The sequence below is a fragment of the Arthrobacter terricola genome, from assembly GCF_004354015.1.
GTDB lineage: Bacteria > Actinomycetota > Actinomycetes > Actinomycetales > Micrococcaceae > Arthrobacter > Arthrobacter terricola.
In genome coordinates, this window is the sequence record NZ_SMRU01000003.1 from 64,410 (window position 1) to 90,868 (window position 26,459).

At 64.8% G+C, this 26,459-nt stretch carries 25 protein-coding genes and 1 riboswitch; of the genes, 19 read left to right on the top strand and 6 right to left on the bottom strand.

Annotated features, from left to right (window positions below):
- From hutI to E1809_RS03275, 6 genes are all read left to right on the top strand, one after another.
- Window positions 1–1,224 (top strand): imidazolonepropionase, encoded by a 1,224-nt coding sequence (gene hutI / locus E1809_RS03250; protein ID WP_133202799.1) that lies wholly within the window; start codon window positions 1–3, stop codon window positions 1,222–1,224.
- Window positions 1,225–1,400: 176 nt separating this feature from the next.
- Window positions 1,401–2,318 carry an SIS domain-containing protein gene (locus E1809_RS03255; protein WP_133202800.1) on the top strand — a complete coding sequence of 306 codons (918 nt, stop codon included), beginning with the start codon at window positions 1,401–1,403 and terminating at the stop codon, window positions 2,316–2,318.
- A gap of 8 nt (window positions 2,319–2,326) precedes the next feature.
- Window positions 2,327–3,277: an ROK family protein gene (locus tag E1809_RS03260; protein WP_133202801.1), complete on the top strand. Its 951-nt coding sequence runs from the start codon at window positions 2,327–2,329 to the stop codon at window positions 3,275–3,277.
- Window positions 3,274–4,233, top strand: coding sequence for a 1-phosphofructokinase family hexose kinase (locus E1809_RS03265; protein WP_235835409.1), 960 nt, complete (start codon window positions 3,274–3,276; stop codon window positions 4,231–4,233). Before E1809_RS03260 ends, E1809_RS03265 begins: the two co-directional genes overlap by 4 nt.
- A complete protein-coding gene (locus E1809_RS03270) occupies window positions 4,230–5,069 on the top strand; it encodes a class II fructose-bisphosphate aldolase (RefSeq protein ID WP_133202802.1) in 840 nt (279 codons plus the stop codon). The genes E1809_RS03265 and E1809_RS03270 overlap by 4 nt, the downstream gene beginning before the upstream one ends.
- A gap of 23 nt (window positions 5,070–5,092) precedes the next feature.
- The gene (locus E1809_RS03275; RefSeq protein WP_133202803.1) at window positions 5,093–5,884 is read left to right on the top strand and encodes a DeoR/GlpR family DNA-binding transcription regulator; all 792 of its coding nucleotides are present in this window, start codon (window positions 5,093–5,095) and stop codon (window positions 5,882–5,884) included.
- Window positions 5,885–5,892: 8 nt separating this feature from the next.
- On the opposite strand, the gene E1809_RS03280 is transcribed toward E1809_RS03275, so the two are convergent.
- The gene (locus tag E1809_RS03280) at window positions 5,893–6,573 is read right to left on the bottom strand and encodes a histidine phosphatase family protein (RefSeq protein WP_133202804.1); all 681 of its coding nucleotides are present in this window, start codon (window positions 6,571–6,573) and stop codon (window positions 5,893–5,895) included.
- A gap of 115 nt (window positions 6,574–6,688) precedes the next feature.
- Here E1809_RS03280 and E1809_RS03285 point away from each other — a divergent pair, with 115 nt between their 5' ends.
- Entirely contained in the window at window positions 6,689–7,453 is a 765-nt protein-coding gene (locus E1809_RS03285) for a CPBP family intramembrane glutamic endopeptidase (RefSeq protein WP_133202805.1), read from the top strand.
- Between the two features lie 148 nt (window positions 7,454–7,601).
- Here the strand turns inward: E1809_RS03285 and E1809_RS03290 are convergent, their stop codons facing one another.
- Window positions 7,602–8,240, bottom strand: coding sequence for a VOC family protein (locus E1809_RS03290; protein WP_133202806.1), 639 nt, complete (start codon window positions 8,238–8,240; stop codon window positions 7,602–7,604).
- Between the two features lie 190 nt (window positions 8,241–8,430).
- On the opposite strand from E1809_RS03290, the gene E1809_RS03295 reads away from it, so the two are divergent.
- A complete protein-coding gene (locus E1809_RS03295; RefSeq protein ID WP_268908660.1) occupies window positions 8,431–9,786 on the top strand; it encodes a bifunctional o-acetylhomoserine/o-acetylserine sulfhydrylase in 1,356 nt (451 codons plus the stop codon).
- A 68-nt stretch (window positions 9,787–9,854) separates the two neighbouring features.
- Here the strand turns inward: E1809_RS03295 and E1809_RS03300 are convergent, their stop codons facing one another.
- Complete coding sequence (locus E1809_RS03300; RefSeq protein ID WP_235835410.1) at window positions 9,855–12,212, bottom strand: S8 family serine peptidase; 2,358 nt, start codon at window positions 12,210–12,212, stop codon at window positions 9,855–9,857.
- 213 nt (window positions 12,213–12,425) lie between these two features.
- A riboswitch (SAM riboswitch) is annotated at window positions 12,426–12,541 on the top strand.
- 13 nt (window positions 12,542–12,554) lie between these two features.
- Between E1809_RS03300 and metX the strand changes: the two genes are divergently transcribed.
- Window positions 12,555–13,676 carry a homoserine O-acetyltransferase MetX gene (gene metX / locus E1809_RS03305; RefSeq protein WP_133202808.1) on the top strand — a complete coding sequence of 374 codons (1,122 nt, stop codon included), beginning with the start codon at window positions 12,555–12,557 and terminating at the stop codon, window positions 13,674–13,676.
- A gap of 39 nt (window positions 13,677–13,715) precedes the next feature.
- Here the strand turns inward: metX and E1809_RS03310 are convergent, their stop codons facing one another.
- Together E1809_RS03310 and E1809_RS03315 are read right to left on the bottom strand one after the other, a co-directional pair.
- On the bottom strand, window positions 13,716–14,159 hold the full coding sequence (locus E1809_RS03310; RefSeq protein WP_235835424.1) for a hypothetical protein: 444 nt from the start codon (window positions 14,157–14,159) through the stop codon (window positions 13,716–13,718).
- A gap of 52 nt (window positions 14,160–14,211) precedes the next feature.
- Window positions 14,212–15,048, bottom strand: a complete 837-nt coding sequence (locus E1809_RS03315) for an SGNH/GDSL hydrolase family protein (RefSeq protein ID WP_133202810.1) — start codon at window positions 15,046–15,048, stop codon at window positions 14,212–14,214.
- A 72-nt stretch (window positions 15,049–15,120) separates the two neighbouring features.
- Between E1809_RS03315 and E1809_RS03320 the strand changes: the two genes are divergently transcribed.
- Complete coding sequence (locus E1809_RS03320; protein ID WP_133202811.1) at window positions 15,121–15,792, top strand: alpha/beta hydrolase; 672 nt, start codon at window positions 15,121–15,123, stop codon at window positions 15,790–15,792.
- Here E1809_RS03320 and E1809_RS03325 read toward each other — a convergent pair.
- Window positions 15,789–16,019 (bottom strand): RNA-binding S4 domain-containing protein, encoded by a 231-nt coding sequence (locus E1809_RS03325; protein WP_133202812.1) that lies wholly within the window; start codon window positions 16,017–16,019, stop codon window positions 15,789–15,791. The genes E1809_RS03320 and E1809_RS03325 overlap by 4 nt on opposite strands.
- Before the next feature lie 155 nt (window positions 16,020–16,174).
- Between E1809_RS03325 and E1809_RS03330 the strand changes: the two genes are divergently transcribed.
- From E1809_RS03330 to dusB, 9 genes are all read left to right on the top strand, one after another.
- Window positions 16,175–17,560 (top strand): glycine--tRNA ligase, encoded by a 1,386-nt coding sequence (locus E1809_RS03330; RefSeq protein ID WP_133202813.1) that lies wholly within the window; start codon window positions 16,175–16,177, stop codon window positions 17,558–17,560.
- 2 nt (window positions 17,561–17,562) lie between these two features.
- Window positions 17,563–18,537 (top strand): GNAT family N-acetyltransferase, encoded by a 975-nt coding sequence (locus E1809_RS03335; protein WP_133202814.1) that lies wholly within the window; start codon window positions 17,563–17,565, stop codon window positions 18,535–18,537.
- Between the two features lie 195 nt (window positions 18,538–18,732).
- On the top strand, window positions 18,733–20,106 hold the full coding sequence (locus tag E1809_RS03340) for an FAD-binding oxidoreductase (protein WP_133202815.1): 1,374 nt from the start codon (window positions 18,733–18,735) through the stop codon (window positions 20,104–20,106).
- A 53-nt stretch (window positions 20,107–20,159) separates the two neighbouring features.
- On the top strand, window positions 20,160–21,590 hold the full coding sequence (locus E1809_RS03345) for a YibE/F family protein (RefSeq protein ID WP_133202816.1): 1,431 nt from the start codon (window positions 20,160–20,162) through the stop codon (window positions 21,588–21,590).
- A 122-nt stretch (window positions 21,591–21,712) separates the two neighbouring features.
- Window positions 21,713–22,651 (top strand): ABC transporter ATP-binding protein, encoded by a 939-nt coding sequence (locus E1809_RS03350; RefSeq protein ID WP_133202817.1) that lies wholly within the window; start codon window positions 21,713–21,715, stop codon window positions 22,649–22,651.
- Window positions 22,648–23,424, top strand: coding sequence for an ABC transporter permease (locus E1809_RS03355; protein WP_133202818.1), 777 nt, complete (start codon window positions 22,648–22,650; stop codon window positions 23,422–23,424). The genes E1809_RS03350 and E1809_RS03355 overlap by 4 nt, the downstream gene beginning before the upstream one ends.
- A 22-nt stretch (window positions 23,425–23,446) precedes the next feature.
- Entirely contained in the window at window positions 23,447–24,580 is a 1,134-nt protein-coding gene (locus E1809_RS03360) for a sensor histidine kinase (protein WP_133202819.1), read from the top strand.
- Window positions 24,577–25,188 (top strand): response regulator transcription factor, encoded by a 612-nt coding sequence (locus tag E1809_RS03365; RefSeq protein ID WP_133202820.1) that lies wholly within the window; start codon window positions 24,577–24,579, stop codon window positions 25,186–25,188. Before E1809_RS03360 ends, E1809_RS03365 begins: the two co-directional genes overlap by 4 nt.
- Window positions 25,189–25,243: 55 nt before the next feature.
- Complete coding sequence (gene dusB / locus E1809_RS03370) at window positions 25,244–26,425, top strand: tRNA dihydrouridine synthase DusB (RefSeq protein WP_133202821.1); 1,182 nt, start codon at window positions 25,244–25,246, stop codon at window positions 26,423–26,425.
- Window positions 26,426–26,459 lie beyond the last annotated feature (34 nt).

A 26,459-nucleotide genomic window follows, 5' to 3' on the forward strand; every position in this document is an offset into this window, starting at 1 on the left:
ATGAGCGGGCAGACGAGCACACTGATAAGCAACATCGGCGAATTGATGACCCAGGACGCGGAGCACCGTGTCCTCAAGGATGCCGCAGTGGTGATGGAGGGCGAACGGATCTCCTGGATCGGCGCGACCGCGGACGCACCCGCTGCCGACCGGTTTGTGGATGCGGAAGGCCGTGCCGTGCTGCCGGGTTGGGTGGACTCTCACTCGCACCTGATTTTCGCCGGCGACCGTACCGCCGAGTTCGAAGCGAGGATGGCCGGCCAGAGCTACAGCGCGGGCGGCATTGCCGTCACCACCGGGGCGACCCGCGCGGCGAGCGATGACGAATTGCGCAGCCTCGCCGCCGGACGCGTGGCCGAAGCCGTTTCCCAAGGCACCACCTACCTCGAGAGCAAGACCGGCTATGGGCTGGACGTCGAGAACGAGGCGCGTAGCGCCCGCATCGCCGCCGAGACCGTAGACGAAGTCACCTACTTGGGCGCTCACCTTGTTCCCGCCGGCGCCGACGCCGAGGAATACACCGACCTCGTGTGCGGTCCCATGCTCGACGCCGTCCGTCCGCACGTGCGCTGGGCCGACGTCTTCTGCGAGCGTGGCGCCTTCACCGAAGAGCAGTCGCGCCGGGTCCTGGCAGCTTGCCGGGAGGCGGGCCTCGGCCTGCGCGTGCACGGCAACCAGTTGGGCGAAGGCCCGGGGGTGCAATTGGCCGTGGAGTTCGGGGCCGCGAGCGTTGACCACGTCAATTACCTCAACGACGCCGATATCCGGGCTCTTGCGGGAACGTGGAGCAAGTGGGACGCGTCCACGGGAACGGGGGAGCGTGGCACGGTGGCCACGTGCCTTCCCGCCTGCGACTTGTCCACCCGGCAACCGCTCGCGCCGGGCCGCGCGCTGCTTGACGCCGGCGTGCAGATTGCTTTGGCCGCGAACTGCAATCCTGGCACGTCCTACACGAGCTCGATCGCCTTTTGCGTCACGACGGCCGTGCTGCAGATGCACTTGAGCGTCCACGAAGCCGTCCGGGCGGCCACCTACGGCGGCGCGCTGGCGTTGGGCAGGGAGTCGGGCAACGACGTCGACGGCGAACGCGCGGTGGGCTCGATCGCCGTCGGGCACCGCGCGGACCTGCACATGCTCAAGGCGCCCTCGGCCACGCACCTCGCGTACCGTCCAGGCATCCCCTTGACGTTCGCCGTATGGCGGGCCGGAGAGCGTGCGGTCTAAAGCACACAGGCGTTGAAAGCAGGGTCCTTCCGTTCCGGAGGGACCCTGCTTTTTCTTTGCCCGCGCTGATGCTCAGACGATTCTTGTGCGATTGAAAATGATCGTTTAGTGTTTGTATAGATCACAAAACGTCAGAACGATCAGCGAGCAATCGGCGGACAGGAACGGTAAGCACGATGAGTAACAACGCCCTCGGTGCCTTCATGGAAGAAGAACTGGTATCGCAGCCCGAGGTCTGGCAGCGGGCCATAGGGCAGTCCACAACGGAGAACCTGCTGCCTGCGGACGGCGAGCGGGTCGCCGTCGTGGGTTGCGGAACTTCCTGGTTTATGGCGCAAAGCTATGCCGCTGCCCGCGAGGCGGCAGGCAAGGGCGTTACCGACGCATTTGCAGCGTCGGAAGCCTTCCTCAACCACAACAGCCCGGACCGCAAGTACGACGCCGTCATCGCCATTACGCGCTCCGGCACCACCACTGAGGTGCTCGAGTTGTTGGCGGCTTTGAAGGGCACTGTTCGCACCATCGCCGTGATCGGCGACGTGGAGTCGCCCATCACCGACCTGGCCGACGCCGTGATTGGACTCCCGTACGCCGATGAGAAATCCGTCGTCCAGACGCGCTTTGCCACCTCGGCCCTCGCATACCTCTTGACGAGCCTCGGTGTGGACCTGGGCGACGCCATCGCGGAAGCCCGCGCTGCCGTCGTCGAACCGGTCGCGCAAGAACTCATCGACGCTGAACAATTCACTTTCCTCGGAACCGGCTGGACCGTGGGCCTGGCCCACGAAGCGGGACTCAAGATGCGCGAGGCCGTGCAGGGGTGGACGGAATCGTACCCCGCCATGGAATACCGCCACGGCCCCATTTCCATTGCCTCACCGGGCCGTGTCACGTGGCTCTTCGGAGCGCAGCCCGAGGGCTTGGACGCGGAAATGGTCCGCACGGGAGCGCTTTACGTCAACACCGGCAAGCATCCCCTCGCAGAGCTTGCCCGCGTCCACAAAGTCACGCTGGAACGCGCACGCGCACGGGGACTTAACCCTGATGTGCCACGAAATCTCACGCGCTCAGTCGTCCTGAACGCCACGGCCTAGGCCCTCCCATGGTTCTCGGAGCCGCCGAATCCGCCGTCCTGGCCTTCGACGTCGGCGGGACGGACTTGAAGGCCGGGCTCGTCGACGCGTCCGGAAACATCCGTGGCCTGCGCCGGATTCCCACGCCACGCGATCCGGGCAATCCCGGTGATGCAATCGTGGACGCGGTAGGCAGCCTGGCCGCGGAGTTCGCAGCCGAATTCCCCGCCCACGCGGCAAAAGCCGCCTGCGTCATCGTCCCGGGAATCGTGGACTCGGACGCCGGAATCGGAATCTACTCGGCAAACCTCGGCTGGCGGAACTTCCCCTTCCGCGAGAAGGCAATGCAACGGCTGGGCCTCCCGCTCGCCTTCGGCCACGACGTCAGCACGGCCGCCGAGGCCGAATTCCGTTTCGGTGCTGCCCGCGACTACAGGAATGTCGTCGTGATGGTGATCGGAACAGGGATCGCAGCGGCCGTGATCTCGGACGGCTATCCGCTGCGGGCAGGGGGCTTCGCCGGGGAATTGGGCCATGCCCTCGTTCCGGACCCTGACGGCAAGGGTCACACGATCCTCGAGGCAGTCGGTTCCGCCGGCGGAATTGCTCGGCGCTACAGCGAAAAATCCGGGACTCCGCGCGCCGGAGCCCGCGAAGTAATCGAGCGGGCCAACGCCGGCGATCCCCTTGCTTCCCGGATCTGGGCCGATGCCGTGGACGCCCTCGCCTTCAGCCTCAGCCAGTGCGTGAGCATCATCGGTACCGAAGCAGTGGTGGTAGGCGGCGGCCTTGCCGAAGCCGGCGACCGACTCCTGGATCCATTGCGCATGCGCCTTGACAAGATGCTCGACTTCCAGCGCAGGCCCGTGATCGTGCGCGCACAACTCGGCCAGGACGCCGGACTGCTCGGCGCAGCCTTGCGGGCCCGCGCCCTCCTGCCCGCCGCGAAAGCCACCTCCGGAACAGGGGTGGGGCGATGAACCACGAGATGGGCCGCGTCGTCACCGTTACCCCCAATCCAGCCATTGACATCAGCTACCACGTCGCAGGCATCACCCCCGGGGCGAGCCACCGCGTGGAGTCCCCGATCAGCCGCGCCGGAGGAAAAGGCCTCAACGTCGCCCGCGTGGTGCACCAGCTCGGCTACCCGGCACTCGCCCTCGCCACCGCCGGAGGAACCACGGGAGCGGAGTTAGCCACGGACCTCCGCGCCAGCGGCGTGCCGCACCGACTGGTTCCCGTAGCAGCGGAAACGCGGCGCAGCATAGCGCTCGTGGACACGGTGGGCGGCGAAACTTCCATCTTCAACGAGCTGGGAAAGCCTCTGGAACCCGCCGAATGGCAGGCGCTCGCCGCCGCCGTCGTCGAGTCCTTGGAGAGCGGGAAGCGTACCGGAGTGATTGTCGCTTCCGGGAGCCTGCCGCCCGGCGCCCCCGCCGACTTCTACCCGGCGATCGTGAGGTTGGCGCACGACGCCGGGATCCCCGCCGTCGCCGACACCTCCGGTCCTGCGATCATCGCCGCCGCCCGCGCCGGAGCGGACCTGCTCAAACCGAACCATCACGAACTGCTCGAAGCTACCGGCGAAAGCGACCTCGAAGCCGCCGCGAAGCGGTTGATCGGTGAAGGAGCGAAGACCGTCCTGGTGAGCGCCGGCGCCGAAGGAATGTTCGCCTTCCATCACGCCGCGCCCGGCGGCTACTGGAGCGCCCGGCTTCCGGAAGCGCTCAGCGGAAACCCCACGGGAGCCGGGGACGCCGCAGTGGCTGCTGCCGCCGTCGTCCTCGCTGCCGGCAACCCTGACATTCGGACCATGCTCCGCAAGGCCACGGCTTGGTCGGCGGCGGCGGTGCTCATGCCTGCTGCCGGCGAGATCTCGCCGCTTTACGCGGACCTCGAACAACAACTGATTCTTAATTGGAAGGAGACCCCATGACCCTTGTCGGTTCCCGGGAACTCATGGAAACCGCCGCCTCGCGCGGCATCGGCCAAGGCGCCTTCAACGTCGTCCACCTCGAAACCGCGGAAGGGCTGGTAGCCGGGGCGGAAGCCGCAGGCCTTCCGGTGATCCTGCAGATATCGGAAAACTGCGTCCGCTTCCACGGCGGACTGGTACCGATCGCCCGCGCCACGATGTCCATCGCGCGGGACGCAGCGGTTCCCGTCGCAGTGCACCTCGACCACGCCGAAACCGAAGAGCTCGCATTGCAGGCCATCGACTTGGGCTTCGGTTCAGTGATGTACGACGGCGCCCACTTGCCTTACGCCGCCAACGTGGTGGTCACGCGGCGGGTCGCCGAATACGCCGAAGCCCACGGAGTCTTCTGCGAGGCAGAACTCGGGAAAGTCGGAGGAAAGGACCGCGCCCATGCCCCGGGCGTCAGGACCGACCCTGCCGAAGCACGGTCCTTTGCGGAAGAGACCGGAATCGATGCGCTCGCGGTCGCCGTCGGATCCTCGCATGCCATGACCGAACGGACTGCGGCCCTCGACCTCGGCCTCATCACCCGCTTGAAGGAAGCCGTCCATCTTCCGCTCGTCCTCCACGGTTCTTCCGGCGTAGCAGACGAAACCGTGGTGGCGGCGATCCGGGCAGGTATGACTAAGATCAACGTATCCACACACTTGAACGGGTTCTTCACCCGTGCCGTCCGTGAATACCTGGATGCCAACCCGTCAGTGGTGGACTCCCGGAAGTACATCAAGGCCGGCCGGGACGCACTGGTGTTGGAAACCGCACGTCTGCTGACGCTGTTCGCGAAAGTGGACTAGCTTCAATTTCCGGAAGGTTCGTGATGACCCGCAACGATCGGCTGACAGCCATCCTTGACCTCCTCGCAGAGTCAGGGCACGTTGAAGTCGAAGATATCGTGACCCGCTTGGGCGTCTCGCCTGCCACCGCGCGCCGAGACCTCGACAGCCTGGCCAAGCAGCGGCTCTTGAGCAGGACCCGCGGGGGAGCGACCACGGGCTCGGTGGCGTACGACCTTCCGGGGCGGTACAACCGGGATGACAACGCCGAAGCCAAGCAGCAGATCGCCCTTGCGGCATCGGAGCTGATTGTGCCGGGTGCCGTGATCGGACTCAGCGGGGGCACCACCAACACGGCCCTCGCCCAAGTCCTCTCCACCCGCGAAGACTTGAACGCGCCCTCCAACCGGCCGATGCTGACGGTAGTCACCAACGCCATCAACATCGCGGCTCAACTTGCGGTGCGCCCCAACATCAAGATCATGGTCACCGGGGGCATCCTGAACCCCCGCTCCTATGAGCTGGTGGGACCGTACACGGATGTCATCATGCAGAAAGTCGCCCTGGACATCGCCTTTATCGGGGTCAACGGGGTCGATCCCAAGATCGGCCCGACCATCACGGACGAGGGCGAAGCCATGGTGAACACCGTGATGGCCCGCCGCGCCACGGAGTCCTACGTCCTCGCCGATTCCAACAAGATCGGCAAGCGTGCCTTCGCGGCCATGGCAGGATACGAGTTCCGCCGGCTCATCACCGACTCCGGTATTTCGGATGAGGACAAGGCGGCGTTCGAGGCCGGCGGCACCGAAGTCATCGTCGCGAAGGCTTCGTAGCCGGCCGTTCAGAACCTCATGGGCGGCGCGTTCAGCACGGTGGCGTCCATGCCCCGCTGGACCCACTGGCTGAACGGCATATCGAGGTCATATTTGCCCTGCTCATTGAGAACGAGTGTCCGCAGCTCGGCATTGCCTGGGTTGTTGAGCGATTCGAAGTACTCCACCGACCAATGGAACCACCGCATGCAGAACAGCCGCATCGTGAGGCCATGGGTCACCAGCAGGGTGTTCGGGGCATAGTCCGGTTTTTCCCAATGCCGGTACAGCGTTTCCATGAAGGACGAAATGCGGTCGTACACATCCGAGCCTGATTCGCCTTCGCGGAAGCGGTAGAAGAAATGCCCGTAGAGGTTGCGCAGTTCCTTCTGGTCGCCGATGTCGCCGGCGATCTGGAAGTTGGCCCAGTCTTGTTCGCGCAGCCGGGGTTCCTCAATGACCCTTTCCGTCAGGTTGCCCAGGTCAAGTGCCTCAAGCGTCTGGTACGCCCGAAGGTACGGTGAGACATAGACGCAGACCGGCTCGCCGTCGAGCTTCCTGCGCAGTTCGGCGCCGGCAACCCGGGCTTCCTCGATCCCGCGCTCTGTGAGCGGGATCCGGTAGTCGGGCACGCGGTTGTAAATGGACGTATCGGCATTGGCGGCTGACTGGCCGTGCCGGATCATGAAAATTCTTGCGGGCGCGCTCATCCCACCAAGCATAGGGTCCGACGCCGGAGCGGGGCGCCGGTGCATTGGGGTACCGGCCATCCGGGTTCAGGCGCCTCACGGGAAAATATCAGGCAAATGCGGGCAAGATAGGAGCATGCTCCTTGCCTCAACGCGCCGGCTGCGCGCCGAAGTGCTGATTGTCCTCGGCCTGTCCCTGGGCCAATCAGCCGTGTATTCCGTGGTGCAGTTGTTGGACAAGATGACCCGGGCGCCCCTGGCACAGGGAACATCCACCCTCAACCAATCCCAGAGCCCGCGCGAGTATTTCGACCTCACCTACCAATTGCTGGACATTGCCTTCGCCCTGGTTCCCGTGGTGCTGGTGTTCTACTTCCTGGCGGTCGACCGACGTTCGGGGGAGAGCCCTTCCGGGTTCGCCCGCTTGGGCTTCAACTTCGCACGGCCTGGCCGCGACGCGCTGCAGGGGCTGGGGCTCGCTGCCTTGATCGGCATCCCGTCGCTCGCCCTCTACGCTGTGGGCCGGGCATTGGGTATCACCACAGCTATCATCCCCAGCGGCCTGGATACCTATTGGTGGACGGTGCCCGTCCTGATCCTCTCCGCTGTGCGGCACGCGATCGTCGAAGAAGTCATCGTGGTGGGCTACCTCCTGGACCGCTTCGCGAAGTTCGGCTGGAGCACGCCGCTGGCCATCGTGCTTAGCTCGCTCCTGCGCGGGAGCTACCACCTCTACCAAGGCTTCGGGCCCTTCATCGGCAACATGGTGATGGGCTTGGTCTTCGGCTGGATCTATACCCGGACGAAGAGGGTCATGCCGCTCGTCGTGGCCCATTCCCTCCTGGACATCGTGGCATTCGTCGGCTTCAGCGTGTTCGGGAAGGCGATCGGGCTGGGATAGGCGGCCGCGCCTCGCTCTACGCCTAGCCGCCGAGCGACGCTGCGGGTTAAAAAATTCGGCCGCCATTTACGGGTGACATCGTTGGCACCCGTGAATGGCGGCCGAAGCTGGCGGGCCTCCTTGCCCATGGCCAGTCAGTGGTGGCGCGTCAGATAGTGACGGCCCCGTTGGCGGTTTCAAACGTTACCGACATGATTCCCGGCGTTCCATGGGGAGCCATCCATTGGACTGCAACGTCCTCAAGGGGCTTCTCCACGGGCTCGCCGAGCCATTCGGTGACGCGCTCGGCGGAACCGGCGATGGTGAGGCTGGACATCTTGACGTCACTCGCGTAAACGAGGGACGGATGAAGAGCCGGGTCGCCCTCCCAGCGGAGCAGGTACGGGACCTGCGGATCCGCGATGAGGCCGAGGATGCCGATCTGCTGCCAGACGAGTTCGCGGCCGTCCGGGAACTTGCGGTTGCCGGGGACTGCGGAACGTCCGAGTCGCTGTTCGAAGGGGCTCAGGTCGTCAACGGCGACGCACCAGCCCATCCAGCCACCTCCTGCAGCGGAGCGTGCACGGACGGCTTGCCCAAAAGGTGCCTTGTCGGATGCCGGGTGGTCCAAGACCTCGACAACCTCCAGGTATTTGTGGTCAGCAAGGGGAATGATCATGTTGCGGGTACCGAAGCGCGGGTGCACTCCGCCCCGGACTGCGTCCACTCCCAATGCTGCGGAAATCCGCTCGGTGGTGGCCAAGAGGCCATCTCGTTCACAAGCGTAAGAGACGTGATCCATGCGCATGGCTTCATCTTGGCACTTTGTGATTGAGCTCTCAGCTAAGTCAAGCCTAACCAAGATGGGATGTACTAAAGATGCAGCTCAGGGACGCATGAAGACCGAATGCTACTGCGTTCGTCACAAAGGTTCCGCCCAGCGCGTTGCCATCCCTAGACTGGCGGGAACCGCGCGCCGGACGGCTGAACCGCGGCCCATTGCTCCACCCAACAACCCGAGGAACAAGGAGTCCGCAATGTCCCAAGGATGGTCATTCGAAACGCGACAGATCCACGTCGGCCAAGAGCCGGACGCCGCCACCGGCGCCCGGGCGCTTCCCATCTACCAGTCCACCTCGTTCGTTTTCCCCAGCGCCGAGAGTGCGGCAAACCGCTTCGCGCTGGCCGAGCTCGCGCCCATTTACACCCGCATCGGCAATCCCACGCAGGACGCTGTCGAACAGCGCATCGCGAGCCTCGAGGGCGGCTTGGCCGCGCTCCTGTTGAGCTCCGGCCAAGCAGCGGAGACGTTCGCCATCCTCAACATCGCCGAAGCCGGTGACCACGTGGTGGCAAGTCCGAGCCTCTACGGCGGTACCTACAACCTGCTGGCCCACACCCTGAAGAAGTTCGGAATCGACGTCACGTTCGTGGAAGACCCGGACAACCTCGAGCAGTGGCGCGACGCCGTCCGGCCCAACACCAAGCTGTTCTTCGCCGAAGTGGTCTCCAACCCGCGGCAGGACGTCCTGGACATCGAGGGTGTTTCCCGGACGGCGCACGAGGCCGGTGTTCCCCTGGTGGTGGACAACACCTTGGCGACGCCGTACCTGATCCGTCCACTCGAGTGGGGCGCGGACATCGTGGTCCATTCGGCCACGAAGTACCTTGGCGGCCACGGTTCCGCGATTGCCGGCGTCATCGTTGACTCCGGGAACTTCGACTTCGCCAAGGACCCGGAGCGCTTCCCCAACTTCAACACTCCGGACCCGAGCTACAACGGCCTCGTCTACGCGCGGGACCTCGGCAAGGACGGTGCCCTAGGGGCCAACCTCTCCTACATCCTCAAAGCTCGCGTCCAGCTCCTGCGGGACCTTGGTTCCGCGGTATCGCCGTTCAACGCGTTCCTCATCGCCCAGGGCATCGAGACGCTGAGCCTGCGGGTGGAACGCCACGTGGAGAACGCCACCAAGGTGGCGGAGTGGCTTGAAGCGCACGACGACGTCGAATCGGTCGCGTACGCGGGCATCCCGTCCAGCCCGTGGTTCGAGCGCGGCCGCAAGTACGGTCCCAAGGGCACTGGCGCAGTTGTTTCGTTCACCATCCGAGGCGGGATCGAGGCCGGCAAACGGTTCGTCGATGCCCTGGAGCTGCATTCGCACGTGGCAAACATCGGCGACGTCCGCTCCCTGGTCATCCACCCTGCGTCCACCACCCACAGCCAACTCACGCCGGAACAGCAGGCCGTGGCCGGCGTGAACCCCGGTCTCGTCCGGTTGTCCGTGGGCATCGAGCACATCGACGACATCCTCGCCGACCTCGAAGCCGGATTCAGGGCAGCCAAGGGAGCTTAGGGCACAGCCCCGAGCTCAGTAAGTCGTCCAGTCGTGGGCGTCCGCTTCGGCGGGCGCCCACGACCCCGTTAACCTCCGCTGTAGTACCCGGACGTATCGGCGATGAGCTGCACTGTGCCCGAGGAACTGTTGGTGAAGGCAATCGTGCCGTCCGGGCCGACGGGAGTGATGGCGAAGTTCGGGATGATTTGTCCCGCGGCATAGTTCACGTTCGAAGTGCTCGGCTGCGAGCTGCCGCCGGCATACGCCGTGATGTAGCCGAAGGACGTCGGGTTGGCTACGGTGATGTTCATCGCGACGGCGGACACGCCGGACGCTTGGATACCGCCCCGGCCGGTGACCTTGACCCTGATGGTCTGCCCTGGGGCGACCGGTCCGAGGACGCCGCCGGTCCCGTCGCGGGAGTCAAGTTGCCGGAAAGGTGCCTGGGCGGAAAACGCGCCGGCCGCCGTCGGCGTTCCCGCGAGGAAGTAGCCTGATGTGTCTGCGATGAGCTGGACTGTTCCGCCGGATGTATTGGTGAACGCGACCGTTCCGTCCGGCGCGACCGGCGTGATGGCGAAGTTCGGCACGATCTGCCCTTGGGCGAAGTTCAGGTTGGAAGTGCCGGGCCGCGGGGTCCCGCCGGCGTAGGCGGTGATGAAGCCGTTCGACGTCGGATTAGCCACCGTGATGTTCATTGCGACGGCGGAAACACCGGAAGACGGGATGCCGCCGCTGCCTGTGACCCGGACCCTGATGGTCTGGCCTGGTGCCACCGGCCCCCTGACCCCACCGGTGCCGTCCCTGGTGTCGAGCTGCCGGAACGGAGCCTGCGCGGAGAACGTGCCGGGTACAGTGGCCACACCGGTGGCAAGGTAGTAGCCCGTGGTGTCGGCGATGAGCTGCACTGTGCCGTTGGACGTGTTGGTGAAGGAGATGGTTCCGTCCGGAGCGACCGGCGTGATGGCGAAGTTCGGGACGATCTGACCTTGGGCGAAGTTCAGGTTGGATGTGCCGGGCCGCACCGTGCCGCCGGCGAAAGCGGTGATGAAGCCATTCGACGTTGGATTCGCCACAGTGATATTCATGGCGACGGCGGAAACACCTGACGCGGGGATTCCGCCCTGACCGGTTACTTTGACGCTGATGGTCTGGCCCGGGCTGAGGGCTCCGCTGACTCCGCCTGTGCCGTTTCGGGTGTCCAGTTGCCGGAATGGAGCCGTGGCGACGAAGCCACCCTGCGATACAACCGCCCCGTTGCTGTCATCGGGACCGACGTAGAGGAGGCGGTTCGGAGTCCCGGTGCCCGCGTATTGAATGACGCCGGGAGTTGCCGAGGCAGTCATTGACGCTGCCACCTGTGCGGGACTCCATGACGGGTGGGCATAGAGGATCATCGCTGCAGCGCCCGCGGCGTGGGGCGAAGCCATGGAGGTGCCGTTGAGGACAGCCGTGGCTGTATTCGAGGTTTGCCAGTCCGATGTGATCTGGACACCAGGGGCGTACAAGTCAACGCAGGATCCATAGTTTGAGAAGGATGCCTGGCCATCGAAGCTGTCGCTCGCGGCGACGGTGATGGCGGCGGGAACCCGGCTAGGGGACAAAGTGCACGCGTCCGTACTGGAATTTCCTGCCGCCAGGGTGACGGTGATGCCGCTGTTGATCGCGCCTTGGACGGCATCGTCCAGGCTTTGGTTTGCCGGTCCGGAGAGGCTGAGGTTCGCGATGGCAGGCTGGCCGGCCTGGTGCTGCTGGACTATCCAGTCCAAACCGGCAATGACGTCGGAAGAGTAGCCCGTGCCATCACAGCCAAGGACCCGCACCGGAACGATGGTGGCGGACTTCGCCACGCCGTAAACGCTTCCGGCCGCGATGCCGGCAACGTGGGTCCCGTGCCCGGCTTCCGAGATGGTCGGGTCGGTGCACGGAGCGTTGGCCGCTTGTCCCGAGAATGCGCTCCACCCGGCCGTGACCCGGCCACCGAAGTCCTGATGTGTACCCAGCACCCCGTTATCAACGACGTAGATGGACACCCCGGCGCCGCTTGAAGGTGGCGTGTAGCCCCCGGACAACGGCAGGGCCCGCTGGTCGATGCGATCCAGGTTCCACGGAGCCGGCGACTCGGTATCCGAAATCCGGACGGGCGTGTCCAGTTCCACCGATGCCACGCGGCTGGACTTCGCCAGTTGCGCGGCCTTGGCAGGCGACGCGGTGACCACTGCGCCCTTCACGGCGTGCGTGAAGGTCTTGTCCACCGCGACTCCCTCCGAGCGCAGTTCCTGGGCCTTGCCGGCGACGTCCGTCCCTGGAAGGTAGTGGACCAGGTAACGGTCCTCGCCCGCCGCGGGACCACTGTCCGCCTGGGCGGGGAGCGGGACTCCGAAAGTGAAACCCGAGGTGAGGAGGAACAGGGCTATCGGAACGAGGCCGAGCGGCTTTTTCACGATCTTCAATCTTCCTGTGGCGCGCAGTGCTGGTGGAGGCAATCGACGGCGGAGACTACTTCCCACCATTCTATCGAGCCACATGCGCACCACGCGTCCCTTCTTTTTCAGGACGCACCTGTCCGTGCTTGGCGAATAAAAGACCACCAATTGTCACAAAGTCGTCATAATCTTCGTCAGGAGGGTGCCGTTTTTCCTAGACTCTTCACACAAGGTCATGAGTGCCAGCAACAGCCCCGGCTTGCTGGCCGGCAACCCTCCTCTCGCGGTGGGGTGCCCCGGGTGAAGACCTGGCCCTTCGCTTGATTGGCGGCGGGCAAGCGCGATGTGAGGTGTCAACGAATGACAATTGCTGCAACAGCCGTACCCCTTTCCGGTTCCTCAGACGGAGCCCTCAAATACCAATCCGTCGGCGCCTTCGAGCTCGAAGCCGGCGGTTTCCTTCCCGACGTCGTCCTCGCGTACGAAACGTGGGGACGGCTCAATGCGGACGCTTCCAATGCCGTCCTCGTGGAACACGCCCTGACGGGAAGCACACATGTGGCCCGCGGCGACAGCGACGAGGAAGGCTGGTGGGAGCACCTCGTCGGACCCGGCGCCACGATCGACACCGACCGCTATTTCGTGGTCTCCGTCAACATCGTGGGAGGGTGCTACGGAAGCACAGGGCCGTCGTCGTCCGCTCCCGACGGGAAACCCTGGGGTTCCCGCTTCCCGCTGGTGACGCTGCGGGACAGCACCGTAGCCGAAGCCCGGCTCGCGGACGCACTGGGGATCCGGAGTTGGCACACGGTGGTCGGCGGGTCCATGGGAGGCGCCCGTGCGCTGGAATGGGCTGTCACCTTCCCGGACCGCGTCAAGCGGTGTGCGGTCATTTCGGTGGGTGCCTACAGCACGGCCGAGCAGATCGCCTTCGCCCAAGCCCAGACGCTCGCCATCCGGCAGGATCCTGACTTCAACGGCGGTGATTACTACGGCCAGGCCGCTCCCGAAGCAGGCCTAGCCCTTGCCCGGCGCATCGCCCACATCACCTACCGTTCGGCCCATGAGTTCGACTTCCGCTTCGGGCGCAACCCCCAGGGCGCCGAGACTCCTCTCGACGCGGCACGCCTGGACCGCCGCGGCCGCTACCAAGTGGAAAGCTACCTCGACCACCAAGGCAGCAAGCTGGTCAAGCGTTTCGACGCCAACAGCTACATCGCCATCACCGAAGCCCTCATGAGCCACGACGTCACGCGCGGCCGCGGTGCTTTGGAAGAAGCGTTGTCCGTGGCCACGGCAGAATTCTTCATTGCGGCAGTGAACTCGGACCGGCTCTACTTCCCGGAACAGTCACGCGAACTCGCGAACGCCCTGCCGGGCGATGTGCCTGTCCACGTGATCGAGGCGCCCATCGGGCACGACGGATTCCTCACCGAAATCGGCCAGCTCGGACCCCAATTGCGGGACGCCTTCTTCGGCTGAGGCTGCTTCTTCGGCTGAGGCTGCGCCTCTTGGGCGGCTTCAGCCGTTCATGATCTCCTGGCGGAGCTTCATGTACTCTTCCATGGCAATCTTCCCGTCGCTGAACTGCTGGTCGAGTTCGGCCAGTTTGCGCGCACGGTAGCCCTGGGGGGCTGCATCATGCGGGAGGGGGCTTTTCGCTGCCGGGATCGATGACGACGGCGGAGCGGCCTGCGGTGCGGGGGGTTCCGGTGGATACATGCTCGGATCGTAAGGCCTGGGATCGTAGCGGCCTGGAGGAGGCGGGTTCATGGGAGCGGGACCCGGGGGATAGGGGTTCTGCCCATACGGTCCTTGGTTGTAGTTCCCGGGCAGCCCGCCGGGGAAATTCCGGTAGCCGTTGTTCTCGAACTCGTCATTCCGGGTCCTGCGCATGCGCGAGCGGTTGTACATGCGGATTCCCATCGGAATCAGCCAAAAGCAGACGATGATCCAGAAGAACATACTGTTCACGGTGGCGGCCTCCCTGTCTTCCTCCAGCTTAGACCCGCACCCGCTAGCCCCTGGGCACGGGTGAACCGGCGGAACCGAAGACGGGTCCCGGCGTCGGGCGCTTTGGCAGGATTCCATCGCCGGACGATTGGTGGCGGATCCGGCGGATGACCCAGGGTACGAAGTACTCGCGCGCCCACACCAGGTCTCCCGACCGTGCCTCACGCCAACTGCGGGGCGGGAGCGGCTTGGGCAGGAGCGGCTCGAGGCGGTGCGGCACGTTGAGGGCATCGAGCACCATCGCGGCAATCGTATGGTGGCCAAGCGGCGAGAAGTGCAGCCGGTCCGCGTCCCACATCTGCGAATCGGCGAGTTGGCGCAAGGACCACATGTCCGCCACCACGGCGTCGTGCCGGGCGGCCACCGTCCGCAGGTTCTCGTTGTAGATGGCCACTTTTCCGCGGATGCGGCTCAGTACCGAAGATGCGGTGTCCGGTCCATTGAACAGGACGACTGTGGCGCCGTCGGAACTGAGAGTCTGGACGGCGGCGTCGAGTTTTTCGGCCAGGGCATCGGGGTCGCCTCCAGGCCGGATGAGGTCGTTGCCGCCGGCGGAAATGCTCACGAGGTCGGGCCGGAGCTCCATGCACGGAACAAGCTGTTCATCGAGGATCTGCTGCAGCAAACGCCCCCGGATGGCGAGGTTGGCGTAGGCGAAGTCTTGGTGCCCGCGGCTCAGTTCCTCGGCCACGCGATCGGCCCAGCCGCGGTGTCCGCCGGGGCTGTCGGGCTCGGGATCGCCGATGCCCTCTGTAAAGGAATCACCTAAAGCCACGTACCGGGTCCACGGATGAAGTCTTTCCCCGGAATCGTTGTCCGCCGTGGAATCAGTGTCACTCACGTTCTATCCTGCCTTTGCTGCGAAGCTACATGGCGTAACTAGTTACTCGTCGGTAACTGTAAGAATAGACCCATGAGTCAAGCTGCCGCCTTTCACGCCCCGTCCTTTTCGGATCCCGTAGTCCTCTGGTCCCACGAGGAAAACGAGCGGGCGGGAAGGCCCTTGCTTGTGCTGCTGCACGGCTACGGATCCAACGAGCAAGACCTCTTCAGCCTGGCAGACCTGCTGCCTTCGGAGTTCGTCGTTGCCTCCCTGCGGGCGCCGCTCGCCACGGGACCGGGCTTCATGTGGTTCCCGCTCACGGCGTCCATCGACTACTCGCTCGACGCCGTGAAGGACGCCGTGGAGTATGTCCTTTCGTGGCTGGACTCGGTCAAGTCCGGCTTCAGTTCGGTGACGCTCCTCGGTTTCTCGATGGGCATGGCGATGGCCACATCCGTGTTGCGGCGGCGCCCCGCCGACTTTGCTGCCGTCGTCGGGCTTTCAGGTTTTGCCGTCGACGCCGGAACGGACACCGCGTTCCGCGACGCCGAACTGGACGGTACTGTTCCGCTCTTTTGGGGACGGGACCAGCAGGACCCCGTCATCACGCCGGACAAGATCGAATTCACCATGGGCTGGGTGCGCAAGCACACCGACCTCACCAAGGTCCTCTATTCGGGCATGTGGCACGGCATCAACCAACAGGAAATCGGTCACGTCCGGGAGTTCCTCGAACACAAGGTTCTCACCACCAACTCCTAGGAATCCTTGGTGATGCGGACGGTTTGTCCGTTGACGGTCACGGTGTCGCCCGCGTGGAGCTGGCGGCCGCGGCGTTCGTCGATGTCTCCGTTGACTTTGACCAAGCCGTTCTTGATGAGCTCGGTGGCCTCCACGCCGTCCTCCACCAGGTTGGCGAGCTTCAACAGCTGGCCGAGGCGGATCATGTCGTCACGGATGGGGATCTCTTCGATTTCCGGGTTGCTCATACAAGCAATCATGCCTGACGGACAGCCTTTGGTACTTTCCAAAGGCCGGTAGGCTAGGACACGCAGCTTCCTGCAAAGCATTCCCCTTGATGACTGTTCCCCTAGAGCAAAACCGCGGACCGCACCCAGCGGCCCTGTAGAACATTGGAGTACCCATGGCAGCAAAATCCGTCCTCGACCAGATCATTTCCCTCGCCAAGCGGCGCGGCTTCGTGTTCCAGGCCGGTGAAATCTATGGTGGCTCGCGTTCCGCTTGGGACTATGGGCCCCTCGGTGCCGAGCTGAAGGAGAACATCAAGCGGCAGTGGTGGCAGAGCATGGTTCGTGGCCGCGAAGACGTCGTGGGCCTGGACTCCTCCGTGATCCTGCCCCGCCAGGTATGGGAAGCCTCCGGACACGTCGAGGTCTTCTCGGACCCGCTGGTTGAATGCCTCTCTTGCCACAAGCGTTACCGCGCAGACCACCTCGAGGAAGAATACGAGGAAAAGAAGGGCCGCCCAGCCGAGAACGGCCTCAAGGACATTGCCTGCGCCAACTGCGGTACCCGTGGCGAATGGACGGAACCGCAGGAATTCTCCGGCCTGCTCAAGACCTACCTCGGGCCGGTGACCAGCGAAGAAGGCCTGCACTACCTGCGCCCGGAAACCGCGCAGGGCATCTTCGTGAACTTCAACAACGTCCTCACCACATCGCGCAAGAAGCCGCCGTTCGGCATCGGCCAGATCGGCAAGTCCTTCCGCAACGAGATCACGCCGGGCAACTTCATTTTCCGCACCCGCGAGTTCGAACAGATGGAAATGGAATTCTTCGTCGAGCCCGGCACGGATGAAGAGTGGCACCAGTACTGGATGAACGAACGCATGTCCTGGTACACCGGCCTGGGCATCAAGGCCGAGAACCTGCGCTTCTTCGAGCACCCGCTGGACAAGTTGAGCCACTATTCCAAGGGCACCACCGACATCGAGTACCGCTTCGGCTTCCAGGGCTCCGAGTGGGGCGAGCTCGAAGGCATCGCCAACCGGACCGACTATGACCTCTCGACCCACTCGAAGGCGTCAGGCCAGGACTTGAGCTACTTCAACCAAGCCACAGATGAGCGGTACACCCCGTACGTGATCGAGCCCGCCGCCGGCCTGACCCGCTCCTTCATGGCCTTCCTGATCGACGCCTACACCGAAGACGAGGCACCCAACACCAAGGGCGGCGTCGACGTCCGTACCGTCCTGAAGCTGGACCCGCGCCTTGCTCCGGTCAAAGCGGCCGTACTGCCGCTGAGCCGCAACGAGTCCCTGTCCCCGAAGGCCAAGGACCTCGGCGCACAGCTGCGGAAGAACTGGAACATCGATTTCGACGACGCCGGTGCCATCGGCCGCCGCTACCGTCGCCAGGACGAGATCGGCACGCCGTTCTGCATTACCGTTGACTTCGACACCCTCGACGACCAAGCCGTCACCATCCGTGAGCGCGACACCATGAGCCAGGAACGCGTCTCCCTCGACAAGGTTGAGGCCTACCTTGCCGCGCGCCTGATCGGCGCCTAGGAATGGCCCTCGAGTACCGCGAATGGCGGGAGGGCGACGACCTCGCCCTCCTGGAAATCTGGGGTGACCCGGAGACGTTGCCTGCCCAGCAATTCCGGGCGGCCTTCGCGCCATCGAGCGACGGCGGCCAAGGCCGGCAGTGGCGCCGTTGCATCGTGGCCGAGGACGTCGTTGACGGCGTCGGCATTCCGGTGGCCGCAGGTGTGGTCCACGAAGCGTCGCTGCACCCGGAACGGTTGTGGGCCTACATCGAGGTCGCCAAGGACCATCGCCGCAGCGGCATCGGGGCCACGCTCCTGACCATGCTGCGGCACGAAGCCGCAGAGTCGCCGTCGGGAGTCAGCAAACTGCGGAGCAAAGTGGAGCCGGGAACCTCCGGGGCGGCGTTTGCCGAATGGGCGGGGCTGGCCCCCATCCAGCGTTCGCAGCTCGTCGTCGTGGATCCCGAACCCTTAAAGCTCCCGGTGTTCGGAGACGGTTCCGAGGAAGCGGCGTCCGAGCAAGTGGAGGATCTTGCAACCGGATCCGTCGAGTTGAGCGACGTCGTCGGGCGCTATTACACGGCGGTGCACCATTGGGACAGCCCGGGCGAACTGGGCGTTCCCAAAGTGCAGCGCTTGTTCCTGGACGAGCTCGCCGGCGCCCATGGTGCGCTCGTGCTGCGCGCGCCGAAAGCCAGTGCGTTCGGTGCAGAGGTACCGGCGAGCCGCAAGGGTAAGCTGCAGGCCTTCGCCATCAGCTACGCGCAAGGCAACTCGGATGATCCGTCTGAGGTCTTCCTGGGCCACGAGCCGCGCTTGGAGGAAGGCCCGGCACGCGAAGCGGTGCGGGATTTGCTCGCGCTGATCGCGTACCAACACCCTGTGCTGTTGGAAGTGGACGATTCGATGACGGCCCTGCGCGCCGTCGTGGACCCCCTACTGGACCAAGGCAAAGCGAAGCTCCGCGGAGCGGATACCGTGGTAGTCAGCGACTGAACCTACCCCTTCGCTCGCGCGAACGGTGGCCGTTTCCCCTTGGAAACGGCCACCGTTGCGCGTTAACCCGGAACATCTTGACGGCGTTGCAATGTGGGTGTAGGCCTAACCGGGTAAGCCCCGGCCGCATGTCTGGTGGGTAGGCGGCAGGAAGCACGGATCCGGTCTCACACACGAGAATCGGCGGTAGCACCCATGAATGGAACAGCGCTCGACGGACTGCGCGAACAGCTCCGTGGGCCACTCGTCACCCCGGATGATCCTGACTACGATTCAGCCCGTTCTGTCTATAACGGGATGGTCGACAAACGCCCTGCCGGCATCGTCCGTGTGGCGCAGGTAGCAGACGTCATTGCATCCGTTAACTTCGCCAGGGACAATTCGATGCATTTGGCCATCCGGGGCGGCGGACATAGTGCTCCCGGTTTCGGGACGTGGGACGACGCACTGGTGATAGATTTCGCGAACCGCAACGGTGTCCGTGTGGACCCCGAAGCGGCTACGGCCCGTGCGGAGGCAGGGACCACCTGGGCCGACTTCAACCACGCGACGCACGCATTTGGGCTGGCAACCCCCGGCGGGATTGTCGGGTCCACGGGTATCGCAGGACTGACCTTGGGCGGCGGCATCGGGTACTTGGCCCGGAAGCACGGCCTCTCTTGTGACAACCTGATCTCCGCCGATGTGATTACGGCGGACGGTAAGTTCCTCGTTGCCAGCGAATCCCGCAACGAGGACCTTTTCTGGGCCTTGCGGGGCGGCGGCGGCAATTTCGGCGTCGTGACTTCGCTCGAGTACAAATTGCACCCGGTGGACATGGTCCACGTTGGCATCGTCATCTACCCGGCCGAACACACGGAAACCGTCGCCAAGTTCTACCGGGAGTACATCGACAATGCGCCGGAGGAGTTCGGGGCATTCCTTGGCTTCCACCAAGGGCCGCCTGTCCCGTTCCTCCCGGAAGAGTGGCACGGCAAACCGGTGAGTGTCGTCGTCGGGATGTGGACGGGGGACATGGCCGAAGGCGCCGCGCGCTGGCAGCCTTTCCTCGACGTCGCGCCCGTGGCGGGATCCCTCATTGCTCCAATGCCGTACCCTGCACTCAACACAGCTTTCGACGGACTCAACCCCAAGGGCCTGCAAGGGTATTGGAAAGCCAATTTCATCAGCGAACTCAATGACGGCATCATCGGGGCGCACAAGGAATTCGGGTCCACTGTCACCAGCGTCAACACCTCGGTCCACGTCTATCCAATCAACGGCGCCGCCGCACGGGTGGGGCCTACGGAGACGGCGTTTTCCAACCGCGGCATGAAGTTCGCCCCGGTCATCGCTGCGCAATGGCCGGACCCGGCGGACAACGAATCCAATATTTCCTGGGCCCGCAGCTACGCCGAGGCGCTCCGGCCGCACTCCGCGGCCAGTGGTTACATCAACTTCATGGACGCCGAGGACCAAAGCAGGATCCAGGATAACTACGGTGCCAATTACGACCGCCTGCAAGCCATCAAGGGAAAATACGATCCCGGAAACCTCTTCCACGTGAACCAGAACATCAAACCCGCATGACCTGCGGTCCCTGCTGCTCCAAGTAGGGTTGTAGGCATGAGGTCTTCCTACTGATGGGTCACGGTCATTCCCACGCCGACGCCGATAATCCGGAGCCTGGCCCGCAAGCGCTTGCGGCACGCAAGCGGGCAAATTGGCTCCTTGTGGCGGTCTTGGCGCCGCTGGCAGTGCTCACGGCCGTAGCAATGTTCCTCATGTGGCCGAGCGGGAGCAAGGAAGGCATTTCCTTCGCGAGCCCATACCAGGCGGCGCCGGGGGTGACTTTCGATACTGGCAAGATCCAGGCCGTCACCCAGGAGAACTGCACCCAGGGCGTCCCGCCCGCGGGGACAGGCCAGGACCCCAGCGGCCAGCAGCAACAAGGTTCGCAATGCACGTTCGCGTCCACGCAGCCGGACAAGGGCGGCAGCCCCGTCAAAGTGGTCATCAACCCGGATGTCGCCAAATCCCACGGCGTCAAGGTGGGGGACAGCATCCGCTACTTGAACCTCACCGGCGTGCAGGGCGCGACGGCGGGCAACGGCTCGCCGTCGTACGTTTTCCTGGATTTCGTCCGGAGCGTTCCCATGGCGCTCCTGGCGATCCTTTACGCCGTGGTGGTGATCGCGGTCGCTCGCTGGCGCGGCTTCCGGGCGTTGCTGGGCCTCGCGGGGGCATACGTGGTCTTGGTGAGCTTCATGCTTCCGGGACTAGTGGAAGGCAAGCCGCCGTTGCTCGTGGCGTTGGTCGGCTCCACTGCGATCATGATGGGCGTCCTCTACTTCGCCCACGGCTTCTCGGCCAGGACCTCCACGGCGTTGCTGGGCACCATTTTCGGTCTTGGCATTACGGCGCTCCTGGCGGCCTGGGCAACTGACGCGGCCAACCTGACGGGGATCGGAACCGGCGAGGGTGCCACGCTCGTGAACATGTCGGACAAGATCTCCCTTTCAGGCATCATCCTGTGCGGACTTATCATCTCCGGGCTCGGCGTCCTGAACGATGTCACGATCACCCAGGCCTCGGCCGTCTGGGAACTTTACGAACTGGCACCCGAAACGGGCGCGCGCAAACTGTTCACCTCGGCGATGCGGATTGGCCGCGACCATATCGCCTCCACGGTCTACACCATCGCTTTCGCCTACGCGGGAGCCGCCCTGCCCATCCTCATCATCGTCATGCTGTATGACCGGCCCCTGGTGGAGGCCTTGACGAGTGCCGAGCTGTCCGAGGAAGTCGTACGGACTTTGGTGGGTTCCATCGGACTTGTCCTGGCCATCCCTGTCACGACTTTGATTGCCGTGCTCGTGGTCAAGGCGACAGGACGACGGCGACTGGCCGCCGCCGATTCCCGGGCGGCTACGGAAGCGCCCGACGACGGCCCGTTCCGCGAGCTCGAAACCTCACCCCGGTCGGCGGACGCCTTCGAGTCGTTCGACACCGGTGAGCTTGCCGCCGTCGTTATGACCAGGAGGGCACGCCGGGAAGCCGAGCGCCGGCAGTAACCCGCCCGCCCGAACACCGGTCATGACATTTGTCATCCCGCATTGGTGACACGCGACCCGGGTGCCGGACCGGGAAAGCAGCTTTGATGGGTAGTGGAGCAAACCATCAGCCAAGGAGCGTCATGACAACAATGAGTGTGCCGGCCGTCCACGCGGCCGGACTTCACAAGAGCTTCGGGAAAGTCCACGCAGTCCGCGGCCTGGACCTGACCGTGCGACCGGGGGAAGTGGTGGCCTTCCTGGGGCCTAACGGCGCAGGCAAGACCACTACGATCGACATGATCCTGGGCCTGAGTGCCCCGGACCAGGGAAGCGTTTCCATTTTCGGCCATTCACCCCGCGGAGCCATCGCGCGCGGCCAGGTGGCAGCCGTCATGCAGACCGGCGGGCTGCTGCGGGATATCAGCGTCCGCGAGACCGTTCAACTTACCGCCGCGATGTTCGATTCTGCCCGGCCTGTTGACGAAGTCCTTGCCCGGGCCGGCATCTTGGAGATCGCGGACCGGCAGGTGGAAAAGTGCTCCGGCGGCCAGCAACAACGGCTGCGCTTCGCCATGGCCCTCGTCTCCGACCCCGGCCTCCTCATCCTCGACGAGCCCACCACCGGCATGGACGTCGCAGGCAGGCGCGATTTCTGGTCGGCCATCAGGGCTGACGCCCTTCGGGGACGCACCGTCATCTTCGCTACCCACTACCTTGAAGAGGCCGATGCCTACGCCGACAGGATTGTCCTGGTCCGGCAAGGGCGCATCGTCGCCGACGGCACCGCGGCGCAGATCAAGAACCTCGCCGCCGGTCGGACCGTCAAGGCCTCCTTGCCGCCGTCGGACCGTGCACTGCTGGGCGGAATGCCGCCGGCGGAAAGCGTGGAGTACGACGCCGGACGCCTCACCGTCCGGACGGGCGACTCGGACGCCGTCGTGCGCTTCCTCCTCAACACCACGGGGGCCCACGACATCGAGGTTGCCGCCAACAACCTGGAAGAAGCCTTCGTTGCCCTCACCGGAGACGAAGCCTTGACGGACACCACCACGAACACTTTCGAAGGAGACCTCGTATGAGCACGACGGCAATCATCCAGGACCGGGCTCCCTCCCGCGGCGGAGTCAACCGCACGTTCCTGTGGATCGAAATCAAACGGATGCTCCGGAACCGCCGGACCATCATTTTCACCTTGTTCATGCCAGCTGTCTTCTTCTTCATTTTCGGCCTGTCCAACAAAGACCACCACCTGCCGAACGGACACACGTACGGCCAGTACATCCTGATCAGCCTGACGGTGTACGCAGCCATGACGGCGGCCACTGGTGCTGGAAGCCAAGTGGCCGTTGAACGCGCACAAGGCTGGAGCCGCCAGCTTCGGCTCACGCCACTCATGCCGGGGGCGTACATCGCGGTGAAGGCATTGGCCGCGCTGACACTGTCCTTGGTGGCCGTCATTGCCCAGTTCACCATCGGTGCCATGGCCGGAGTCACGATGGATGTCCAGACCTGGCTGACGGCCGGTCTCGTCGCCTGGCTGGGGTCCCTGGTTTTCGCTGCCCTCGGCCTGTTCGTCGGGTACCTCATGCCAAGCCAGAACGTCATGCAGATCCTCGGCCCGGCCTTGGCCATCCTTGCCATGCTGGGCGGGCTGTTCATGCCGATCGAGGTCATGGGGGACACCTTCGGCCAGATCGCGAAGTTCACGCCGGCCTACGGAATCGGGCAATTGGCCCGGAGCCCCATCACCGGTGAGTTCGACTGGGCGTGGATCGTCAACGTGGTTCTGTGGCTCGCGGTCTTCGTTGCCGGGGCAGCGATGGCTTTCCGCCGCGACACGAAGCGCGTCTGAATCGGCCACTAAGGTAGGCACCATGGACAGCGGCATTTTTACCGGCAGACCCGGGCTTGAGGGACGCGGGCCCCGGGGCTGGTTCATCGGGGCAGGGTTCTCCATCCTCTTCTGGACCGGACCAACTTGGAGCCTCGTGTGGTCGGTTGACGAACCGGAAGCCTGGAAGGCGGCCTCGACGCTGGCCCTTATCGCGTTCTTCGCCGCCTATGTGTTCCTGCCGCAGTTCAGTTGGCGCCGGGGCACACGGACCGGCATTGCGTCAGTCGGCATCCTGGTGGCGCTGAACTCGGTGATCATTGCCCTGCTCGGAAAAGATGCGTTGTGGACGTGGACGTTCCTCGCGTGCGCGATCGCGATGACCGCCCTCCCTCGATGGGCGGACTTCTTCCTCATCCTCGGCCTGGCGGGTGCCTCCCTGGTCACGCAACTGCTGACAGGCAATGCTGACCAGGCCTACTTCCAGCCGGCAATCATCCTTTCCCTCGGTCTCATGATGTCCACCTTTGCCCGGTTGATCCGCCAGACGGTGCGGCTCCGGGAAGCGCAAACCGAATTGGCCGATGCCGCGGTGGCCGCAGAGCGCAGCCGCGTCGCCCGTGATATGCACGACATCCTGGGGCACTCGCTGACGGTGATCGCGGTCAAGGCCGAACTGGCCGGGCGGTTGCTCGACGCAGCGTCGCCGGATCCCGCCGTGGACTGGGAGTATCTGGACAAGGCGTCCGCCGAAATCGCCGCGGTGCAGGACCTCGCGAGGGGTGCGCTCGCCGACGTCCGGGCCACCGTGGCGGGATACCGCGGAGTCAACGTCCTCGCGGAACTCGCAACCGCCCGGACCGCGTTGGAGTCGGCCGGGATCGACGCCGAATTGCCCGGAACGGTCGAACAGGTCCCTGCACGGCATCGGGAACTGTTCGGCTGGGTGCTGCGCGAAGGCGTCACGAATGTGGTGCGGCACTCCGGTGCCGCGCACTGCCGCGTCCGGTTCACGCCGTCGAGCGTCCTGGTGGAGGACGACGGCGTCGGGCCGGTGTCGGGGGCACGCCCGGGCAGCGGACTGGCCGGGATCCGGGAACGGGCGGGAGCCGCGGGAGGAACAGTCAGCACCGGCCCGAGTGAGCTGGGAGGATTCAGATTGGCGGTCGAAGTATGAGTATTCGATTGGTGATTGCCGACGACCAGGCCCTGGTGCGCGGGGCGCTCGCGGCGTTGCTGGGCTTGGAGCCGGACATCGAGGTGGTCGCGGAACTCGGCGATGGAACCGGGGTGGCGGCGGCCGTCGTAGAGCATTCCGCCGACGTCGCCATGCTCGACGTCGAGATGCCCGGCTTGGACGGGATCAGCGCGGCCGCCGCCGTCCGGCGGGCGGCCCCGTCCTGCAGCGTTCTCATGGTCACCACGTTCGGGCGGCCGGGATACCTCAAGCGCGCTATGCTGGCAGGCGCTTCGGGCTTCGTGGTCAAGGACACCCCGGCGCGGCAGCTCGCCGAAGCCGTGCGGAAGGTCCATCAGGGCCTCCGCGTGGTGGATCCGGCGCTCGCGGCGGAATCGCTGACCGCCGGGGACAGTCCGTTGACCGACCGTGAGGCGGAGGTGCTCAAGGCAGCGTCCGACGGCGGCACGGTCGCCAACATCGCGAAGGCCGCGATGCTCTCGGAAGGCACAGTGCGGAACTACTTGTCCGCGGCCATGGCGAAAACCGGTGGCCGGACCCGTGCCGAGGCCGTGCGGATCGCCCAGGACAACGGCTGGCTGCTCTGACTGCCGGAAATCCATCTGGAACACCCGATTTGCCCCGCTTTGAGACAATGGACGGGTGACTGTCGTAGCAACACCCCCTTCGCCCAAGCTTGAACTGCCTCCCCTGCAGTTGGGCAGCATCACCGTGGACACTCCGGTGATCCTGGCCCCGATGGCCGGCATCACCAACTCGGCGTTCCGCCGCTTGTGCCGTGAATACGGCGGCGGCCTGTACGTCGCGGAGATGGTGACGTCCCGTGCCCTGGTGGAACGCACTCCGGAATCCCTCCGGATCATCTCGCATGACGACGACGAGAAAGTCAGGTCCGTGCAGTTGTACGGCGTGGACCCCGTGACCGTGGGCCAGGGCGTCCGCATGCTTGTCGAAGAGGACCGCGCGGACCACATCGACCTCAATTTCGGCTGCCCCGTGCCCAAGGTGACCCGGCGTGGCGGCGGTTCCGCGCTCCCGTGGAAGATCGACCTCTTCACGTCCATCGTGCAGACTGCGGTCAAGGAAGCGTCCAAGGGCGGCATTCCCTTGACCATCAAGATGCGCAAAGGCATCGACGACGACCACCTCACGTATCTCGACGCCGGCCGGATCGCGCGCGATTCCGGCGTTGCCGCCGTCGCACTCCACGGCCGCACGGCCGCGCAGTTCTACTCGGGGAAGGCCGATTGGTCCGCGATCGCCCGCCTGCGTGAAGCGCTACCGGACATTCCCGTGCTCGGCAACGGCGATATTTGGTCTGCTGAAGACGCCGTCCGCATGGTGCGTGAAACCGGGATCGACGGTGTCGTCGTCGGCCGCGGATGCCAAGGCCGGCCGTGGCTCTTCGGTGACCTGCAATCCGCTTTCGAAGGCAGCGAAAAGCGCCACCGTCCCGGGCTGCGCGAAGTGGCGGACGGTGTGTACCGTCACGCGGAACTCATGATCGAGACCTTCGGCAACGACGAATACAAGGCGCTCCGCGAGATCCGCAAGCACATGGCCTGGTACTTCAAGGGGTATTCCGTCGGCGGCGAATTGCGGGCCAAGCTGGCCACCGTCCCCACCCTCGAAGTGTTGCGCGAATTGCTGGCCGAGCTCGACACGGACCTGCCGTACCCGGGCATCGACTCGGAGGGCCCGCGCGGCCGTGCCGGGACGCCCAAGAAGCCGGCCCTTCCCAAGGACTGGCTGCTCTCACGCCAGATGGACGCGGAACAGACCCGGGATATCACTGCGGCGGAACTGGACGTTTCCGGCGGCTGACCGCCGCGCATGCAAGACTGGCTTCAAGAAGCCA

Excerpts from the sequence above, each read along its gene's own strand:
- E1809_RS03330 (WP_133202813.1), top strand. The coding sequence starts at position 16,175 with ATGGCAGCAAAATCCGTCCTCGACCAGATCATTTCCCTCGCCAAGCGG.
- E1809_RS03280 (WP_133202804.1), bottom strand. The coding sequence starts at position 6,573 with ATGAGCGCGCCCGCAAGAATTTTCATGATCCGGCACGGCCAGTCAGCC.
- E1809_RS03360 (WP_133202819.1), top strand. The coding sequence starts at position 23,447 with ATGGACAGCGGCATTTTTACCGGCAGACCCGGGCTTGAGGGACGCGGG.
- E1809_RS03345 (WP_133202816.1), top strand. The coding sequence starts at position 20,160 with ATGGGTCACGGTCATTCCCACGCCGACGCCGATAATCCGGAGCCTGGC.
- E1809_RS03290 (WP_133202806.1), bottom strand. The coding sequence starts at position 8,240 with ATGCGCATGGATCACGTCTCTTACGCTTGTGAACGAGATGGCCTCTTG.
- E1809_RS03270 (WP_133202802.1), top strand. The coding sequence starts at position 4,230 with ATGACCCTTGTCGGTTCCCGGGAACTCATGGAAACCGCCGCCTCGCGC.
- E1809_RS03255 (WP_133202800.1), top strand. The coding sequence starts at position 1,401 with ATGAGTAACAACGCCCTCGGTGCCTTCATGGAAGAAGAACTGGTATCG.
- E1809_RS03335 (WP_133202814.1), top strand. The coding sequence starts at position 17,563 with ATGGCCCTCGAGTACCGCGAATGGCGGGAGGGCGACGACCTCGCCCTC.
- E1809_RS03355 (WP_133202818.1), top strand. The coding sequence starts at position 22,648 with ATGAGCACGACGGCAATCATCCAGGACCGGGCTCCCTCCCGCGGCGGA.
- E1809_RS03350 (WP_133202817.1), top strand. The coding sequence starts at position 21,713 with ATGACAACAATGAGTGTGCCGGCCGTCCACGCGGCCGGACTTCACAAG.
- metX (WP_133202808.1), top strand. The coding sequence starts at position 12,555 with ATGACAATTGCTGCAACAGCCGTACCCCTTTCCGGTTCCTCAGACGGA.
- E1809_RS03265 (WP_235835409.1), top strand. The coding sequence starts at position 3,274 with ATGAACCACGAGATGGGCCGCGTCGTCACCGTTACCCCCAATCCAGCC.
- hutI (WP_133202799.1), top strand. The coding sequence starts at position 1 with ATGAGCGGGCAGACGAGCACACTGATAAGCAACATCGGCGAATTGATG.
- E1809_RS03275 (WP_133202803.1), top strand. The coding sequence starts at position 5,093 with ATGACCCGCAACGATCGGCTGACAGCCATCCTTGACCTCCTCGCAGAG.
- E1809_RS03260 (WP_133202801.1), top strand. The coding sequence starts at position 2,327 with ATGGTTCTCGGAGCCGCCGAATCCGCCGTCCTGGCCTTCGACGTCGGC.
- E1809_RS03285 (WP_133202805.1), top strand. The coding sequence starts at position 6,689 with ATGCTCCTTGCCTCAACGCGCCGGCTGCGCGCCGAAGTGCTGATTGTC.
- E1809_RS03340 (WP_133202815.1), top strand. The coding sequence starts at position 18,733 with ATGAATGGAACAGCGCTCGACGGACTGCGCGAACAGCTCCGTGGGCCA.
- E1809_RS03325 (WP_133202812.1), bottom strand. The coding sequence starts at position 16,019 with ATGAGCAACCCGGAAATCGAAGAGATCCCCATCCGTGACGACATGATC.
- E1809_RS03310 (WP_235835424.1), bottom strand. The coding sequence starts at position 14,159 with ATGTTCTTCTGGATCATCGTCTGCTTTTGGCTGATTCCGATGGGAATC.
- E1809_RS03365 (WP_133202820.1), top strand. The coding sequence starts at position 24,577 with ATGAGTATTCGATTGGTGATTGCCGACGACCAGGCCCTGGTGCGCGGG.
- E1809_RS03320 (WP_133202811.1), top strand. The coding sequence starts at position 15,121 with ATGAGTCAAGCTGCCGCCTTTCACGCCCCGTCCTTTTCGGATCCCGTA.